Source organism: Erwinia persicina NBRC 102418 (genome assembly GCF_001571305.1).
Lineage (GTDB): Bacteria > Pseudomonadota > Gammaproteobacteria > Enterobacterales > Enterobacteriaceae > Erwinia > Erwinia persicina.
On sequence record NZ_BCTN01000014.1, the window covers coordinates 20135 to 36633 of the forward strand.

The window sequence follows — 16499 nt, forward strand, 5'->3', positions numbered from 1 at the left end:
TTACCTCTTGGCCGCGATCCGGAACGCATTGTCCAGATCGGCGATTAAATCTTCGTGATCTTCAATTCCCACCGAAATACGCAGCAGCGTTTCCGAAATCCCTGCCGCCGCCCGCGCTTCAGCAGACATGCCCGCATGTGTCATGGTGGCCGTGTGGGAAATCAGGCTTTCAACACCGCCCAGCGACTCCGCCAGGGTAAATAATTCCAGCGCTTTCAGGAAACGGCGCAGCGTCGCTTCGTCACCGTCGAGCTCAAAACTTAGCATGGCGCCAAAGCCTTTTTGCTGACGTGCCGCAAACTGATGGCCGGCATTTTCTGGCAACGAAGGATGATACAACTTTTTCACCAGCGGTTGTTGTTTCAGATAATCAACAATCGCCAGCGCATTGCGCTGTGCCGCCGCCATACGCGGGGCCAGGGTGCGCATCCCCCGCAGCAGCAGATAGCTGTCAAACGCGCCGCCGGTGACACCAATATTATTCGCCCACCAGGCCAGATCCGTCACGTGCTGCGGATCCTTCGCCACGACCGCCCCAGCCACCACGTCAGAGTGTCCGTTAAGGTATTTGGTACAGGAATGGATCACCAGGTCCGCGCCCAGCGCCAGCGGGTTCTGCAGGGCCGGGCTGAGGAAGGTATTGTCCACCACGCTCACGGCGCCTGCTTCTGCAGCGGCCTGACAGATCGCGGCAATGTCCACCACGCGCAGCAGCGGGTTACTTGGACTTTCAATCAGTACCAGCTTCGGTTTTTCAGCCAGTGCAGCCTGTAATGCCGCCTCATCGCCCTGATCGACGAATTTAACGCGATACGCTCCACGTTTGCTCAGGCTGTCGAACAGGCGGTAGCTGCCGCCATAGCAGTCGTGCGGGGCCACCAGCAGGTCCCCAGGCTGCAGAAACACGGTGCACACCAGGTGAATAGCCGACATCCCGGTGCTGGTCATCACCGCACCGGCCCCCCCTTCCAGCTCTGCCAGCGCGCGTTGCACCACATCACGCGTCGGGTTGCCACGGCGTGAGTAGTCATGTGCACGGGGCTCATTAAAATCGGTGAAGTTATAGGTGCTGGACAGATGAATGGGGGGGACAACGCAGCCATATTGCTCGTCATCATTCAAACCGCTACGGACTGCGATGGTTGCCTGTTTACGCGTCATGGTGCACAAGTTCCTGCTGGAGTATAAGTGAAGACAGATAGAGTAAAGCGGGTAGATATAGACGTCAATACATCTGGACATCTAAATGTCTTTGCGTATAGATTGAGCAATGCGCGAATAACCGTTAGAATTATGTCGATATACCCCAGAGAACGTTGTGCCATCCCGGTGCGGTGGACACGAACTTCGGGCATAATTAGCCGGATTTCGGTATTTCTAATTTAAATATAATTAAGGTAGCCCATGGCTGAGTGGAACGGCGAATATATCAGCCCTTACGCTGAACACGGTAAGAAGAGCGAGCAGGTTAAAAAAATCACGGTATCCATTCCGTTGAAAGTACTGAAAATTTTGACCGATGAGCGCACACGCCGCCAGGTTAATAACTTGCGTCATGCCACCAACAGCGAACTGCTGTGCGAAGCATTTCTGCATGCATTTACCGGCCAGCCTCTGCCGGATGATGTCGATCTGCGTAAAGAACGCAGTGACGAAATTCCCGAAGAAGCGAAAGCGATCATGCGCGAAATGGGCGTCGATCCTGATACCTGGGAATACTAGGCGGTCAACAATTCGGTTATCCGGTCGGGCACCTGATTCAGTCACGGGTGCCCGGCCTGACCAGACGGCCAGAGGGTCACGATCGCCTGCGCTGTCCCTCTCTTCCCCATTTCCGTTACGATGCGTTCTCAGACCCGATCCTCACCGGCAGCATTGCCCTGCCCATCGCCCGCCACTTGAAACGCTCACGCACTGACCTGTTCGCAGGCAGGTAGCGCCCGATATCACCCTCCGCCTTTTACCCGCACCGGTTCCGCCTGACGGCGATCCTGATAACGCTGAGTAAGCTGCCGATACAGTTCACCTGCCAGCCGGTGACAAGGCGTAAAAATAGCGTAACTCGGGGTCAGCGACGGGGGCAATGTGCTCAGGCACGCCACCGTACCCTGAATTGCAGGCATAAAAAAACCCAGCCGAAGCTGGGTTTTTTCTGACATCTTACAGGGTGCTTATTTAGCGCCTGGGATGCTGAAACGCTTGTTGAAGCGATCCACACGACCACCGCTTGCAACATCACGCTGCTTACCGGTATAGAACGGGTGGCAGTTGCCACACACGTCCAGGTTCAGGTCGCGACCCACGGTAGAGCGGGTTTTGATTTCGTTACCGCAAGAACATTTAGCAGTAACTTCGGTGTAATTTGGGTGAATACCTTTTTTCATGGGAAAACCTCAGTTAAGGCCGTGTCGCTCTCCCGCGCCAGGATAATTCCTGCACCGGCACCACACGAAGATTAATATTAAGTTTATGCTGATATCAAAATGCCATACCAACGGCGGCGAACTATACAGAAATTAACCACACACCGCAATCGGATCCGCACATTCAGCACGACTCAGTGTACACTAACTGGCTTAATTTTTCACCCGGATGAATCCATGCCCGTTGTTCAGGTCGCTTTACCCGTTCCGCTTGCCCGCAACTTTGACTACCTGTTACCGCCCCATCTCAACCATGCGGTGGTGGGCGGACGCGTCAGCGTGCCTTTTGGCAAACGTAAAGCCATCGGGGTGGTGGTCGGGATCGTTGAACACAGTGATTTTCCGCTCGATCAGTTAAAAAGTGTCCATGAGGTGCTGGACAGTGAATCGCTCTACCCTGCTTCTCTCTGGCGTATTCTGCTCTGGGCCGCTGACTACTATCACTATCCGCTGGGTGAGGTACTGTTCCATGCCATGCCGGTGCTGCTGCGCCAGGGTAAGGCGGCGGAAGAGGCCCCTCTCTGGCAGTGGCTGATCACTGACGAGGGTAAGGCGACCGCACCGGAAAGCCTGAAACGAGCCCCGAAGCAACAACAGGCGCTGGCCGCGCTGCGCAACCGCGGACTGTACCGCCATGAAGTCAGCCAGCACGATATTACCGAGGCTACCCTCCAGGCGCTGCGGGCGAAGGGGCTGTGTGCGCTACGCCCGCAGCCCCGTGCCCGGCAGGACTGGCGCGAGAGTGTCACCATTCAGGGTGAACGCCTGCGGCTGAATACCGAGCAGGCCACCGCCGTCGGGGCAATCCGCAGTGCAGACGACCACTTTTCAGCGTGGCTGCTGGCGGGGATCACCGGTTCGGGCAAAACGGAAGTTTACCTCAGTATGCTGGAGAATATTCTGGCTAACGGCCGGCAGGCGCTGGTGCTGGTGCCGGAAATTGGCCTGACCCCCCAGACCATCGCCCGCTTTCGCGAGCGCTTCAGCGCCCCGGTTGATGTGCTGCACTCCGGCTTAAACGACAGTGAGCGTCTGGCTGTGTGGCTGCGCGCCCGCAGCGGTGAGACGGCGATTGTTATTGGTACCCGCTCTTCGCTGTTTACCCCCTTTGCCCGCCTGGGTGCCATTATTATCGATGAGGAGCACGACAGCTCCTATAAGCAGCAGGAAGGCTGGCGCTATCACGCCCGCGATCTGGCGGTGTTTCGCGCCCGGCAGGAAGATATCCCGATTGTCATGGGGTCAGCGACTCCGGCGCTGGAAACGCTGCACAATGTCCAGTCCGGGAAATATCATCAGCTCAATCTCAGCAAACGCGCCGGGAACGCCACCAAAGCGACCCAGCTGCTGGTCGACCTGAAAGGCGTGAAGCTGCAGGGTGGCCTGTCTCCGATGCTGATCAAGAAAATTGGCCAGCATCTGAAAGCGGATAATCAGGTGTTGTTATTCCTTAACCGTCGCGGTTACTCCCCCACGCTGCTGTGCCATGAATGCGGCTGGATTGCCGAATGCCAGCGCTGCGACCGTTACTACACGCTGCATCAGAACCAGCGTCAGCTGCGCTGCCACCACTGCGACAGCCAGCGCCCGGTGCCGCATCAGTGCCCGCAGTGTGGTTCTACCCATCTGGTGCCCGTCGGGCTGGGCACCGAACAGCTGGAACACAACCTGGGTGAACTGTTTCCCGGCGTGCCCCTCACGCGTATTGACCGGGATACCACCAGCCGTAAAGGCGCACTGGAGCAGCAACTGGCGGAAGTGCATCGCGGCGGAGCGCGTATCCTGGTCGGTACTCAGATGCTGGCAAAAGGGCATCACTTCCCGGACGTGACCCTGGTGTCGCTGCTGGACGTCGACGGCGCGCTGTTTTCTGCCGATTTCCGCTCCGCAGAGCGATTCGCCCAACTCTACGTACAGGTTGCCGGCCGCGCCGGACGTGCCGGTAAACAGGGGGAAGTACTTTTGCAGACCCACCACCCGGACCATCCGCTGCTGCAAACCCTGCTGCATCAGGGGTACGACGCGTTTGCCCACCAGGCGCTCAGTGAACGGAACAGCGTCTTCCTGCCGCCGTTCACCAGTCATGCCCTGTTCCGTGCAGAAGACCACGATAACCAGCAGGCCAGTCTCTTCCTGCAGCAGCTGCGTAATCTGCTGGAAGCCAGCCCGTTAAACAGTGAATCCTTCTGGGTGATGGGCCCGGTCCCTGCGCTGCAGGCGAAACGCAGCGGACGATACCGCTGGCAGCTCCTGCTGCAGCATCCTTCACGCGCCGTTCTGCAACGGCTCATCAAGTCCAGCCTGCCGCTGGTCACCACCCTGCCCCAGGCGCGAAAAGTGAAATGGACGCTGGATATCGACCCCACGGAAAGTTAAGGCGTAATCGTTTGCATGGCAAAGATGCGCATTGGATCGAAAAAAGTCGCACAAGTCACAATTTTTATGCAAATTAAGTAACAGGCCCCCCGCTTATCTGTTAAGAATGCGGGGGTTGGGGTTATTCGCAGCGGACGCGATAACCTCTGGTACCGGATAAAAATTGTCATTCGTTGTTCAGGTCAGCGCAGACTGGCGTGAGGAGAAAAGCATTGGAGCACAATCAAGAGTCAACCGTAGCGACCATGAAGGACGTGGCTGAGAAAGCAGGCGTATCAACGGCAACGGTCTCCCGCGCCCTGATGAATCCTGAAAAGGTCTCTCCGCCACGCGCTACAAAGTTGAACAGGCGGTGATTGCCGTTGGCTACTCCCCGCATTCCATGACGCGCAGCGCCCGGCGCAGCGAATCACGTACCGTGCTGGTGATTGTGCCGGACATCTGCGATCCCTTTTTCAGTGAAATCATTCGCGGCATTGAAGTGGTGGCTGCGGCGGAAGGTTATCTGGTGCTTATCGGCGATTGCGCACACCAGAATCAGCAGGAGAAATCATTCCTGAACCTGATGCTGACCCGTCAGATCGATGGCATGGTACTGCTGGGTTCCAATGTACCGTTTGAAACCGGTGTGGAAGAACAACGCAATCTGCCGCCCATGGTGATGGCGAATGAGTTCTCGCCGGAGCTGGAGCTGCCAACGGTTCATATTGATAACCTGACCGCCGCCTTTGAAGCGGTTAATCATCTGCAAAAACTCGGCCATCGACGCATTGCCTGCATTTCAGGCCCGGAAGAGATGCCGTTATGCCAGTATCGCCTCCAGGGGTACATTCAGGCGCTGCGCCGCCACGGGATGACCGTCGACCCAACCTATATTGTGCGGGGTGACTTCACCTTCGATGCCGGTTCCCAGGCGATGAAGCACCTGATGACGCTTCCCAGGCCACCCGATGCCTTATTCTGCCACAGCGATATCATCGCGCTGGGTGCCATGTCGCAGGCAAAGAATATGGGTTTGCGGGTACCTAAAGATCTGTCCATTATCGGTTTTGATGATATCGAACTGTCCCGCTACAGCGATCCACAATTAACCACGGTGGCTCAACCGCGTTTCAACATCGGTCGTGAAGCAATGCTACTCTTGCTGGAGCAGCTCCAGGGCCGGATGGTGAGTAACGGTTCACGTCTGCTGGATTTTGAGCTGAAAATCCGTGGCAGCACGGCTCCCTCGCTACGTGATGAGTACTGACGGGCCGGTCAGAACAACCCGCAGGCGCTCCTGTGGATAAATCAGTGGATTCTTAGTCATATCGCCGCTGGTCAAACTTCCGGCCCTTCAGTAACATGACGGGCACTCATCGGGCACTTATCGTCACGCTTACAGCCCGGACTTACCTTCATCGATTATTAGCGGAACGATAGTGGCACAAAAAGATTATGTAGGCCGCGGGCGTTCGACAGGGACGCGCAGCAAAAAGACCAACAGTCGCAGCAAGAAGCGCAGCAGTGGATCATCGGGTGTATCAAAAATCATGATAGTGCTGGCGGTTGCCGTTCTGGTCACCTTTATTGGTGGGCTGTGGTTTATCGCACATCATAAAAAAGAAGAGACCCCGGTCATTCCGGATCACAAAGCCACCGGTAACGGTCTTCCGCCAAAACCCGAAGAGCGCTGGCGTTATATTAAAGAGCTGGAAAATCGCCAGCTTGGCGTCCCTTCTCCAACCGAACCCACCTCTGGCGGTGAAGCACATTCGCAGACACAGTTAACCGACGAGCAGCGTCAGCTTCTTGATCAGATGCAGGCGGATATGCGTCAGCAGCCAACGCAGCTTAATGAAGTGCCATGGAATGAGCAGACGCCGGCACAGCGCCAGCAGACCATCCAGCGCCAGCAACAGCAAAGCCAGCAGCTTCAGCAGCAGTCGCGGATGCCGCAGCAGACGCAACGCACGCAGCCACCGGCTCAGACACAAACGCAGCATACGGCGCCCGTGACCTCGGTAACCCGCGAACCGGTTCGTCAGCCGAAACAGGAAGTGGCTATACCGCCAAAAGTGGAAACCAAACCTAAGGTTGAAACCAAGCCGAAGGAAGTGGAAAAAGAGAGCGCCCAGCGCTGGATGGTGCAGTGTGGTTCCTTCAAAGGAACCGATCAGGCCGAGTCCATCCGCGCCCAGTTAGCCTTCGAAGGCTTTGAAAGCCGCATTACCACCGGCGGCGGCTGGAATCGTGTGGTTATTGGTCCTTATAACAGCCGTAGCGCAGCAGACACAACGTTGAAACGACTGCGTGGGTCTGGCCACTCAAATTGTATTCCTCTTTCCATCGGGGGTTGAAACCCCTCAAACCTACCCCATATCTGATTGCATCAGTGCCCCGCACAAAACGTGCGGGGTCATCTTCCGACTGCAATAAGGGGTCTGCCCGTGACAACAATAGTAAGTGTACGACGCAACGGCCAGGTAGTAATTGGCGGTGATGGCCAGGCTACCCTCGGCAATACCGTGATGAAGGGCAACGTCAAAAAAGTGCGTCGTCTCTACAATGACAAAGTCATTGCTGGTTTTGCTGGCGGTACCGCAGATGCCTTCACCCTGTTTGAACTTTTTGAACGCAAGCTGGAAATGCACCAGGGGCACCTGGTCAAAGCGGCTGTAGAGCTGGCAAAAGACTGGCGTACAGACCGTATGCTGCGCAAACTGGAAGCCCTGCTGGCCGTGGCGGACGAAAATGCCTCGCTGATCATTACTGGTAACGGTGACGTCATCCAGCCTGAAAACGACTTAATTGCCATCGGTTCGGGTGGCCCATACGCTCAGGCAGCCGCCCGTGCGCTACTGGAAAACACCGATATCGGCGCGCAGGATATTGTAGAGAAGGCACTGGGTATTGCAGGCGATATCTGCATCTATACCAACCACAATCTCACCATCGAATCACTACCGTCTAAAGCGTAAGGATCCTAATTTATGTCTGCTATGACTCCGCGCGAGATTGTCAGCGAACTGAACAGATTTATCATCGGTCAGGATGGTGCCAAGCGCGCCGTTGCTATCGCCCTGCGCAACCGCTGGCGCCGCATGCAGCTCGACGAGGAGCTGCGCCACGAAGTGACGCCAAAAAACATTCTGATGATCGGCCCGACCGGTGTCGGTAAAACAGAAATTGCCCGCCGCCTGGCAAAGCTGGCCAACGCGCCGTTTATCAAAGTGGAAGCCACGAAGTTCACCGAAGTGGGCTATGTTGGAAAAGAGGTGGATTCCATTATCCGCGATCTGACCGACTCTGCGCTGAAAATGGTGCGTTCGCAGGCGATTGAGAAAAACCGTTACCGTGCCGAAGAGATGGCAGAAGAACGTGTTCTCGACGTGCTGATCCCACCGGCCAAAAATAACTGGGGTCAGAACGAAACGGCAGCGGAGCCCTCTGCCGCCCGTCAGTCGTTCCGCAAGAAGCTGCGCGAAGGCGATCTGGATGACAAAGAGATCGAAATCGATCTGGCAGCGGTATCGGCCAATGGTGTCGAAATCATGGCCCCTCCAGGTATGGAAGAGATGACCAGCCAGCTGCAGTCAATGTTCCAGAACCTCGGCGGGCAGAAGCAGAAACCGCGCAAGCTGAAAATCAAAGAAGCGATGAAGCTGCTGATTGAAGAAGAAGCGGCCAAACTGGTCAATCCGGAAGAGCTGAAGCAGGACGCTATCGATGCGGTTGAACAGCACGGCATCGTGTTTATCGACGAGATCGATAAAGTGTGTAAGCGCGGTGAGTCCTCCGGCCCGGACGTCTCACGCGAAGGTGTTCAGCGCGACCTGCTGCCGCTGGTCGAAGGCTGTACCGTCTCAACCAAGCACGGCATGGTGAAAACGGACCATATTCTGTTTATCGCATCGGGTGCATTCCAGGTCGCCAGCCCGTCAGACCTGATCCCGGAATTGCAGGGTCGTTTGCCCATTCGCGTTGAACTACAGGCACTGACCACTCACGATTTCGAGCGCATCCTGACAGAGCCAAGCGCATCCATCACCGTGCAATACAAAGCACTGATGAACACCGAAGGCGTGGAGATCAACTTCACTCCTGATGGCATCAGTAAAATTGCCGCCGCCGCCTGGCAGGTGAACGAGACCGCTGAGAACATCGGCGCACGCCGCCTGCACACGGTGCTGGAGCGCCTGATGGAGGAGATTTCCTACGACGCCAGCGATCTTAACGGTCAGTCGTTCACGATCGACGCCGATTACGTGAGCAAACATCTGGATGAACTGGTCGCAGACGAAGACCTCAGTCGCTTCATTCTGTAAATCGCTATCCACGATAAAAAGGAGGCTCCGGCCTCCTTTTTTTATGCGCTCACACTATCCTTGACCAGGATTAACACCTGTCGCAGGAAAGCACCCTACCATAATGCAGATATCGTGCTGGCACCGGCCACACGCCACCTGAAGCCGATCGGAGACGCTATCTGTTATGGAACATAGCCAACGGGTTTCCTCACTCTCAATGCCCCGGGCCTGGCTGGAAAGTTTGCGTCTGCGCACGCTGCCGCTGGCCTGTGCTTCCATTATTACCGGTAGTGCGCTGGCCTGGCATCAGGGGCATTTTGATCCCGCCATTGCCCTGCTGGCATTGCTGACCACCATTCTGCTGCAGATCCTTTCTAACCTGGCCAATGACTACGGTGATGCGTTGAAAGGTAGCGATACTCCTCAGCGTATTGGTCCGTTGCGCGGAATGCAGAAAGGGGCGATCAGTCAGGCACAGATGCGTATCGCCCTGCTACTGACCGTCGCAGTGACCACCGCCAGTGGCCTGCTGCTGATCCTGCGGGCATGCCAGTCACCCGCCGACATTGTTGGATTTGTAGTGATGGGCGCGCTGGCAATGGTCGCTGCCATCGCCTATACCGTGGGGAAAAAGCCCTACGGTTATCTTGGGCTGGGAGACCTGTCAGTAATGATCTTCTTTGGCTGGCTGGGCGTCACTGGCAGCAACTACCTGCAGACCCACCAGCTCGATATGCTGCTGCTGCTTCCCGCCACTGGCTGTGGTTTGCTGGCGACAGCAGTGCTTAACGTGAATAATTTGCGTGATATCGACAGTGACCGGGAGAATGGTAAGTTCACCCTGGCCGTACGTCTGGGCGCGCGGCGTGCACGGCATTACCATGCCGGGTTGCTGCTGATCGCTCTGGCCTGCTTCGCGATCTACAGCAGCGTTGCCGGGCTGCGTCTGCCGGGCTGGCTGTTCCTGCTGGCAACGCCGCTTCTCTGGCAGCAGGGGCGTTATATTTTGCGTGAAACCAGCGCGCTGGCTATGCGTCCAATGCTGGAAAAAACCGTTAAATTGGCGCTGTTAATCAATGTGCTTTTCGCGGCAGGACTGCTGCTCAGTTAAACGCGATGTGCTTGACCCATCGCAACTTTTAACAATTGATGATTTTGCCAACAGCCCCCTTTAAGCGATATACTTACCTCCCCTGTGGCAAACAGACGAAACCCCTATGAAATACGATACGTCAGAACTGTGCGACATCTATCATGAAGATGTGAATGTCGTTGAACCGCTTTTCTCAAACTTTGGTGGGCGCACCTCGTTTGGCGGGCAAATCACCACGGTAAAATGTTTCGAGGACAACGGGCTGCTCTATGATTTGCTGGAGGAGAACGGCCGTGGCCGCGTGTTACTGGTGGACGGTGGCGGTTCGGTACGCCGTGCGCTGGTGGATGCTGCGCTGGCCAGGATCGCGCTGCAAAACGAGTGGGAAGGCATTGTGGTGTATGGTTCTGTGCGTCAGGTTGACGATCTGGAGGAGCTGGACATCGGTATCCAGGCCATCGCCGCCATTCCTGCGGGTGCCGCGGGTGAAGGCATTGGCGAGAGCGACGTGCGGGTGAACTTTGGCGGTGTGACCTTCTTTTCCGGCGACCATCTTTATGCCGATAACACCGGGATGATCCTCTCGGAAGATCCGCTCGACATCGAATAAAAACGAACACCAAAAAAGGGGTGCCTTCGGCACCCGTTTTCTGCTTGCTTCCTGCTTTTTACGCCAGGCGCAGCATTACACCTCTTCCATTTTTCCCAGCAAAGCCCGCAGACGCTCCTGCCAGACATGCTGTTCTTCCTTCAACTGCTGATTTTCACGCACCAGCGCATCGCTGCTGCCGGCGGCCTGCTGAACCTGCTGGTTCAGATGACCGTTTTGTTCTTTAAGCTCTTCGATTTCCATCTGCAACAGCGTGATGGTATCAATCGCCTGCTGCACTTTTGCTTCCAGTTTCTCGAATACTTCAAATGACATGTCTGTAACCTCTCCTAATCGCAGCGCGTTGATGATGCTAGCCGCAGGGGTGAGGAATGAACCGGCATTCCGCGGATAACAACGATGCTTCGATTGTAAGTAGAGCGACAGCTCAAGTCCAGCAACGAACCTTTACAGGGCGCAGTCTGTAACAATTTTCAGCCTATACCTGGTTTACGCAACACCCGTGAGGGCGGATTGTAAGGGGTGGGTTAAAAAATTGAACATTTCATACGCGATTAAACGCGCATCTGGGGGTTTTCGGAAGGCCAAAAGACGCGAAAACGCTCATTTTTATGACACAGAACACAAATATTGAGTTCGCTATTTCTCGTTTATGCTCGTTAACGATAAATTCACATCAGCCCTACATAAGATTGGGCTGGTTCACGGATGAAACAAAACTAAGACCGTTGACAATTAACCTCGCCTTCAGGAATTTCATCATGAGTCATGCTACAAGCACGCTTAAAGGGCAGTGCATCGCTGAGTTTCTCGGCACTGCCACGATCATCTTTTTTGGTGCTGGCTGTGTCGCCGCCATGAAAGTCGCCGGAGCCAGCTTCGGCCTGTGGGAAATCAGCATCGTCTGGGGTCTTGCCGTAGCAATGGCCGTGTATCTCACCGCCGGTATTTCCGGGGCGCACCTCAATCCCGCCGTCAGCGTTGCCCTCTGGCTGTTCGCCAACTTCGAAGGCCGTAAGGTGTTGCCTTACGCCATCGCTCAGGTTGCTGGCGCATTCTGCTCCGCTGCGCTGGTTTATGGCCTGTACCATAACCTTTTCCTCGACTACGAACAGACACATCATATGGTGCGCGGCAGCGTGGAAAGCCTCGACCTTGCAGGTATCTTCTCCACCTACCCTAACCCCCATATCGGCGTAGGCCAGGCCTTCCTTGTCGAAATGGTGATCACCGCGATCATGATGGCGCTGATTATGGCGCTGACCGATGACGGTAACGGCCTGCCGCGTGGCCCGATGGCCCCGCTGCTGATCGGTTTTCTGATCGCGATTATCGGTGCCGCAATGGGTCCACTGACCGGCTTCGCCCTTAACCCGGCGCGTGATTTCGGACCAAAACTATTCGCCTGGCTGGCTGGCTGGGGTAATGTTGCCTTCACCGGGGCCCGCGATATTCCTTACTTCCTTGTTCCGATTTTTGGCCCGCTGGTCGGTGCAAGCCTCGGCGCCTTTGGCTACCGTGTCCTGATTGCCAACAACCTTCCCGGCAAGGTTGTGGAGAAACAGGAAAAATCAGCACCGCGTGCCGCACAGCGTAAAGCGTAACTCCTGCTCACTGTTTATTATCAGGAATTGATTATGACCGTAGAAAAAAAATATATCGTCGCTCTCGACCAGGGAACCACCAGCTCCCGCGCCGTGATTCTGGATCATGACTCCAATATCGTCGCGGTGTCGCAGCGTGAGTTCCAGCAAATTTATCCGAAAGCTGGCTGGGTTGAGCATGACCCGATGGATATCTGGGCGTCGCAAAGCTCCACCCTGGTCGAAGTGCTGGCCCATGCGGATATCAACTCTGACGAGATTGCCGCCATTGGTATCACCAACCAGCGTGAAACCACCATTGTCTGGGATAAAGAGACCGGTAAGCCGATTTATAACGCCATTGTCTGGCAGGATCCGCGCACCGCTGACTACTGCGCCAAACTGAAAAGAGAAGGCCTGGAAGAGTATATCCGCCACACAACCGGACTGGTGATTAACCCGTACTTCTCCGGTACCAAAGTGAAATGGATCCTCGATCACGTGGAAGGCTCCCGTGAACGCGCACGCCGTGGTGAGCTGCTGTTCGGTACCGTCGACTCCTGGCTGGTGTGGAAGATGACGCAGGGACGGGTTCACATTACCGATTACACCAACGCCTCACGCACCATGATGTTTAACATTCATAAACTCGAGTGGGATCAGCGCATGCTGGAGATCCTCGATATCCCGCGTGAAATGTTGCCTGAAGTGAAGTCGTCTTCTGAGGTGTATGGCCAGACCAACATTGGTGGTAAAGGCGGCACACGTATTCCAATCGCAGGTATTGCCGGTGACCAGCAGGCGGCCCTGTATGGCCAGCTCTGCGTCCAGCCGGGTATGGCGAAGAACACCTACGGCACTGGCTGCTTTATGTTGATGAACACCGGTACCGAAGCCGTCACCTCCACACACGGCCTGCTGACCACCATTGCCTGCGGCCCGCGTGGTGAAGTGAACTATGCACTGGAAGGTGCGGTGTTTATCGGCGGCGCATCGATTCAGTGGCTGCGTGACGAGATGAAGCTGATCAACGACTCTACAGATTCGGAATACTTCGCCACCAAAGTGAAAGACACCAACGGTGTCTATATGGTGCCGGCGTTCACCGGTCTGGGCGCACCCTACTGGGATCCGTATGCCCGTGGCGCTATCTTCGGCCTGACCCGTGGTGCCAATGCCAACCACATTATCCGCGCCACCCTGGAGTCCATCGCCTATCAGACGCGTGACGTGCTGGAAGCAATGCAGAACGACGCCAACACCCGCCTGCAGTCGCTGCGCGTGGACGGCGGCGCCGTGGCCAACAACTTCCTGATGCAGTTCCAGTCGGACATCCTGGGCGCACGCGTTGAGCGTCCTGAAGTTCGTGAAGTCACCGCGCTGGGTTCCGCCTACCTGGCGGGCCTGGCGGTGGGCTTCTGGAAAGATCTGGATGAAGTCCGTGCCAAGTCGGTGATCGAGCGTGAATTCCGCCCAAGCATCGAAACCACCCAGCGTAATGTGCTGTACGCTGGCTGGAAGAAAGCGGTTGCCCGTGCGCAGGCATGGGAAGAGGCTGACGACAAGTAAACGCCCCAACCCGTGGTCGCCTGACCACGGGTATCTCCCTTCCCCCCTCCGCTCGCTGTGATAAACTTCCCGCCTCATTACTTTCCCGAGGCATGTCATGAAACGAGAACTGGCGATTGAATTTTCCCGCGTAACCGAAGCGGCGGCACTGGCTGGCTATAAGTGGCTGGGGCGCGGCGATAAAAATGCCGCAGACGGCGCGGCCGTTCACGCTATGCGCATTATGCTTAACAAAGTGGATATTGACGGTCAGATCGTGATTGGCGAAGGGGAAATTGATGAAGCACCGATGCTGTATATCGGTGAGAAAGTCGGCACGGGTAACGGCGATGCCGTCGATATTGCGGTCGATCCCATCGAAGGAACCCGCATGACGGCGCTGGGCCAGGCCAATGCGCTGGCGGTGATGGCGGTGGGTGACAAAGGCACCTTCCTCAATGCCCCGGATATGTACATGGAAAAACTGGTGGTGGGGCCGGGAGCCAAAGGCACTATCGACCTCAACCTGCCGCTGGAAGAGAACCTGGTCCGGGTGGCCGCTGCCCTCAACAAGCCCCTGACGGCGCTGACGGTGACGCTGCTGGCGAAGCCGCGCCACGATGCGGTGATTGCCAGCCTGCAACAGCTTGGCGTGCGCGTCTTCACCTTCCCGGACGGCGATGTGGCCGCCTCGATCCTCACCTGCATGCCGGACAGCGAAGTGGACGTAATGTACGGCACCGGCGGAGCACCAGAAGGCGTGGTGTCTGCGGCGGTGATCCGGGCACTGGATGGTGATATGCAGGCCCGGCTGCTGGCGCGCCACGAAGTGAAAGGGGATACACCGGACAATCGTCGTCTGGGTGAAGAAGAGCTGGCGCGCTGCCGGGCAATGGGGATTGAGGCGGGCCAGGTCCTGACGCTGGAGCAGATGGCGCGTAACGACAACGTCGTCTTCTCTGCCACCGGCATCACCAGTGGCGATCTGTTAAAGGGCATCACCCGCCAGGGCAATATGGCCACGACTGAAACGCTGCTGATCCGGGGAAAATCACGCACTATTCGCCGTATTCAGTCCATTCACTACCTTGATCTGAAAGACCCGAGCCTGCATCAGTATATTTTATAACCGTCCGTGGCAGGACGGGCAGAAAAAAGGCATTGCCTGCCAGATCGAATGACAACCCGGCAGGCGATGCCCGATTTATACCGCGTGTGCCTGCGGTCGCTTCGAGAGCGGTAGCCAGCACAGCAGGATCAGCAGCGCGGTGGCAAACATCAGCATCCCGAGGCTGAACTGCCCGGTTTGCGGCAGGAGGGCTGACAGCCAGGCAATCAGCCCGGAACCCAGATTCTGTAAGCCCCCCACCAGGGCCCCGGCGGTGCCCGCCATATAGGGCCAGGGCTCCATTGCGCCCGTGGTCGCCAGCGGAAACAGCATGCCAGCCCCAAAGAAAAACAGCGAGGCAGGCACTATCAGCGTCCACAGGTTCATGACCCCAAGCCAGCCAGGGATCCACATCATGACACCCGCCAGCAGGCAGCTGTTCACTGCGTACCACATCACGGTGTTAAAAGGTTTCTCACTGCGCCCGGCAAACCAGGCACCGAAGAAGGCCGCAGGCAGAGGCAGAATAAACAGCACGCTGACCGCCAGGCTGCTGTAGCCGAGCACGCCCCCCATCAGCACGCCGCAGCTGGCCTCAAATACCGCAATGCCAGCCAGTGCCCCTATGAGGATCACCAGATAACGGATAAAACTGCTGTCGGCCAGCAGGGGACGATAGCGGGAAAAGAACGACCGTTTCTGTTGGCCCGCTGGCCGGGTTTCAGGCAGCCAGCGTAGCATCGCTGCTGTAACGGCCAGGCACAGCAGCAGTAAAAAGGCGAAACAGGCCTGCCAGCCAAACAGATGCGTCAGCCCTGCCCCAATGAGGGGGGCAATCAGCGGGCTGATCAGTATGCCCATATTGAGCAGGCTGTTGGCATGGCGCAGCGCACTGCCGGCATACAGGTCACGGGGCATGGTACGGGCCATTACGCCAGCGACGCCGGTTCCCATCCCCTGGATCGCGGCTCCCAGCACCAGAGCGTTCAGGCTGACCGCAAACAGTGCGGTCAGCGATCCAATGATAAATACCGCCATCCCCATCAGGATCACCGGGCGACGGCCGATGCTGTCCGACAGCGGGCCATAAAACAGCTGCGATGCGCCATAGGTCATCAGATAGGCGGCCATCACGCGCTGTACCGCCCCATCGCGGACATGAAAAACTTCCGCGATTGCCGACATTGCCGGAACATAAATAGTCTGGGCCATCTGACCCACCGCCAGCAGGGCAATCAGCATCACCAGCAGGTGGCCATTCTCAATCTTTTTCATCGGTTCACATCAGTATAAAGTGCGAAGAATTTCGCATCGTTAAGAGGATTTGCCAGCCAGGCCAGCATTATGGAGATGAAAATATCAGGATTGTGTGGCAAAGCGAGGGGCGACCGTGAAATAACCTATACGTTACTGTCACTAATTACGGGCGCAGCTGTAAAACAATTTTTACGCTACGTTTAAATAGTGCG

Annotated in this window: 15 protein-coding genes and 1 pseudogene; 11 read left to right on the top strand and 5 right to left on the bottom strand. The window is 56.5% G+C overall.

Annotated elements, in window-relative coordinates; translation table 11 throughout:
- On the bottom strand, window positions 1-1161 hold the full coding sequence (metB, locus tag EPE01S_RS15395) for a cystathionine gamma-synthase (RefSeq protein ID WP_062746791.1): 1161 nt from the start codon (window positions 1159-1161) through the stop codon (window positions 1-3).
- Between the two features lie 243 nt (window positions 1162-1404).
- On the opposite strand from metB, the gene metJ reads away from it, so the two are divergent.
- Window positions 1405-1722 (top strand): met regulon transcriptional regulator MetJ, encoded by a 318-nt coding sequence (gene metJ, locus EPE01S_RS15400; RefSeq protein WP_013200201.1) that lies wholly within the window; start codon window positions 1405-1407, stop codon window positions 1720-1722.
- 224 nt (window positions 1723-1946) lie between these two features.
- Here the strand turns inward: metJ and EPE01S_RS15405 are convergent, their stop codons facing one another.
- Together EPE01S_RS15405 and rpmE are read right to left on the bottom strand one after the other, a co-directional pair.
- The gene (locus EPE01S_RS15405; protein ID WP_157076023.1) at window positions 1947-2123 is read right to left on the bottom strand and encodes a hypothetical protein; all 177 of its coding nucleotides are present in this window, start codon (window positions 2121-2123) and stop codon (window positions 1947-1949) included.
- Window positions 2124-2171: 48 nt separating this feature from the next.
- Complete coding sequence (rpmE, locus tag EPE01S_RS15410; RefSeq protein WP_062746795.1) at window positions 2172-2384, bottom strand: 50S ribosomal protein L31; 213 nt, start codon at window positions 2382-2384, stop codon at window positions 2172-2174.
- Between the two features lie 216 nt (window positions 2385-2600).
- On the opposite strand from rpmE, the gene priA reads away from it, so the two are divergent.
- The 7 genes and pseudogenes from priA to rraA all read left to right on the top strand — a co-directional run bounded on the left by priA (window position 2601) and on the right by rraA (window position 10791).
- Window positions 2601-4799: a primosomal protein N' gene (gene priA, locus EPE01S_RS15415; RefSeq protein WP_062746799.1), complete on the top strand. Its 2199-nt coding sequence runs from the start codon at window positions 2601-2603 to the stop codon at window positions 4797-4799.
- A 212-nt stretch (window positions 4800-5011) separates the two neighbouring features.
- Window positions 5012-6048 (top strand): annotated as a pseudogene (gene cytR, locus EPE01S_RS15420) (DNA-binding transcriptional regulator CytR).
- Between the two features lie 172 nt (window positions 6049-6220).
- Window positions 6221-7138 (top strand): cell division protein FtsN, encoded by a 918-nt coding sequence (gene ftsN, locus EPE01S_RS15425; RefSeq protein ID WP_062746802.1) that lies wholly within the window; start codon window positions 6221-6223, stop codon window positions 7136-7138.
- 90 nt (window positions 7139-7228) lie between these two features.
- Window positions 7229-7759, top strand: a complete 531-nt coding sequence (gene hslV, locus EPE01S_RS15430) for an ATP-dependent protease subunit HslV (protein WP_048914281.1) — start codon at window positions 7229-7231, stop codon at window positions 7757-7759.
- 12 nt (window positions 7760-7771) lie between these two features.
- Complete coding sequence (gene hslU, locus EPE01S_RS15435) at window positions 7772-9106, top strand: ATP-dependent protease ATPase subunit HslU (protein WP_062746804.1); 1335 nt, start codon at window positions 7772-7774, stop codon at window positions 9104-9106.
- 166 nt (window positions 9107-9272) lie between these two features.
- Window positions 9273-10199: a 1,4-dihydroxy-2-naphthoate polyprenyltransferase gene (locus EPE01S_RS15440; RefSeq protein WP_062746806.1), complete on the top strand. Its 927-nt coding sequence runs from the start codon at window positions 9273-9275 to the stop codon at window positions 10197-10199.
- 106 nt (window positions 10200-10305) lie between these two features.
- Window positions 10306-10791: a ribonuclease E activity regulator RraA gene (gene rraA / locus EPE01S_RS15445; RefSeq protein ID WP_062746810.1), complete on the top strand. Its 486-nt coding sequence runs from the start codon at window positions 10306-10308 to the stop codon at window positions 10789-10791.
- Window positions 10792-10866: 75 nt separating this feature from the next.
- Here rraA and zapB read toward each other — a convergent pair whose 3' ends face one another.
- A complete protein-coding gene (zapB, locus tag EPE01S_RS15450) occupies window positions 10867-11106 on the bottom strand; it encodes a cell division protein ZapB (protein ID WP_062746814.1) in 240 nt (79 codons plus the stop codon).
- 446 nt (window positions 11107-11552) lie between these two features.
- On the opposite strand from zapB, the gene EPE01S_RS15455 reads away from it, so the two are divergent.
- The 3 genes from EPE01S_RS15455 to glpX all read left to right on the top strand — a co-directional run bounded on the left by EPE01S_RS15455 (window position 11553) and on the right by glpX (window position 15051).
- The gene (locus EPE01S_RS15455; RefSeq protein ID WP_062746816.1) at window positions 11553-12395 is read left to right on the top strand and encodes an MIP/aquaporin family protein; all 843 of its coding nucleotides are present in this window, start codon (window positions 11553-11555) and stop codon (window positions 12393-12395) included.
- 33 nt (window positions 12396-12428) lie between these two features.
- The gene (gene glpK, locus EPE01S_RS15460; protein WP_062746819.1) at window positions 12429-13943 is read left to right on the top strand and encodes a glycerol kinase GlpK; all 1515 of its coding nucleotides are present in this window, start codon (window positions 12429-12431) and stop codon (window positions 13941-13943) included.
- Between the two features lie 97 nt (window positions 13944-14040).
- On the top strand, window positions 14041-15051 hold the full coding sequence (glpX, locus tag EPE01S_RS15465) for a class II fructose-bisphosphatase (RefSeq protein ID WP_062746821.1): 1011 nt from the start codon (window positions 14041-14043) through the stop codon (window positions 15049-15051).
- A gap of 75 nt (window positions 15052-15126) precedes the next feature.
- Here glpX and emrD read toward each other — a convergent pair whose 3' ends face one another.
- Complete coding sequence (gene emrD, locus EPE01S_RS15470; RefSeq protein WP_062746823.1) at window positions 15127-16305, bottom strand: multidrug efflux MFS transporter EmrD; 1179 nt, start codon at window positions 16303-16305, stop codon at window positions 15127-15129.
- Window positions 16306-16499 lie beyond the last annotated feature (194 nt).

Bases quoted from the DNA above. Each gene is read 5' to 3' on its own strand.
- metJ (WP_013200201.1), top strand. From the start codon at position 1,405: ATGGCTGAGTGGAACGGCGAATATATCAGCCCTTACGCTGAACACGGT.
- emrD (WP_062746823.1), bottom strand. From the start codon at position 16,305: ATGAAAAAGATTGAGAATGGCCACCTGCTGGTGATGCTGATTGCCCTG.
- zapB (WP_062746814.1), bottom strand. From the start codon at position 11,106: ATGTCATTTGAAGTATTCGAGAAACTGGAAGCAAAAGTGCAGCAGGCG.
- priA (WP_062746799.1), top strand. From the start codon at position 2,601: ATGCCCGTTGTTCAGGTCGCTTTACCCGTTCCGCTTGCCCGCAACTTT.
- EPE01S_RS15455 (WP_062746816.1), top strand. From the start codon at position 11,553: ATGAGTCATGCTACAAGCACGCTTAAAGGGCAGTGCATCGCTGAGTTT.
- hslU (WP_062746804.1), top strand. From the start codon at position 7,772: ATGTCTGCTATGACTCCGCGCGAGATTGTCAGCGAACTGAACAGATTT.
- EPE01S_RS15405 (WP_157076023.1), bottom strand. From the start codon at position 2,123: ATGCCTGCAATTCAGGGTACGGTGGCGTGCCTGAGCACATTGCCCCCG.
- EPE01S_RS15440 (WP_062746806.1), top strand. From the start codon at position 9,273: ATGGAACATAGCCAACGGGTTTCCTCACTCTCAATGCCCCGGGCCTGG.
- glpK (WP_062746819.1), top strand. From the start codon at position 12,429: ATGACCGTAGAAAAAAAATATATCGTCGCTCTCGACCAGGGAACCACC.
- rraA (WP_062746810.1), top strand. From the start codon at position 10,306: ATGAAATACGATACGTCAGAACTGTGCGACATCTATCATGAAGATGTG.
- glpX (WP_062746821.1), top strand. From the start codon at position 14,041: ATGAAACGAGAACTGGCGATTGAATTTTCCCGCGTAACCGAAGCGGCG.
- rpmE (WP_062746795.1), bottom strand. From the start codon at position 2,384: ATGAAAAAAGGTATTCACCCAAATTACACCGAAGTTACTGCTAAATGT.
- metB (WP_062746791.1), bottom strand. From the start codon at position 1,161: ATGACGCGTAAACAGGCAACCATCGCAGTCCGTAGCGGTTTGAATGAT.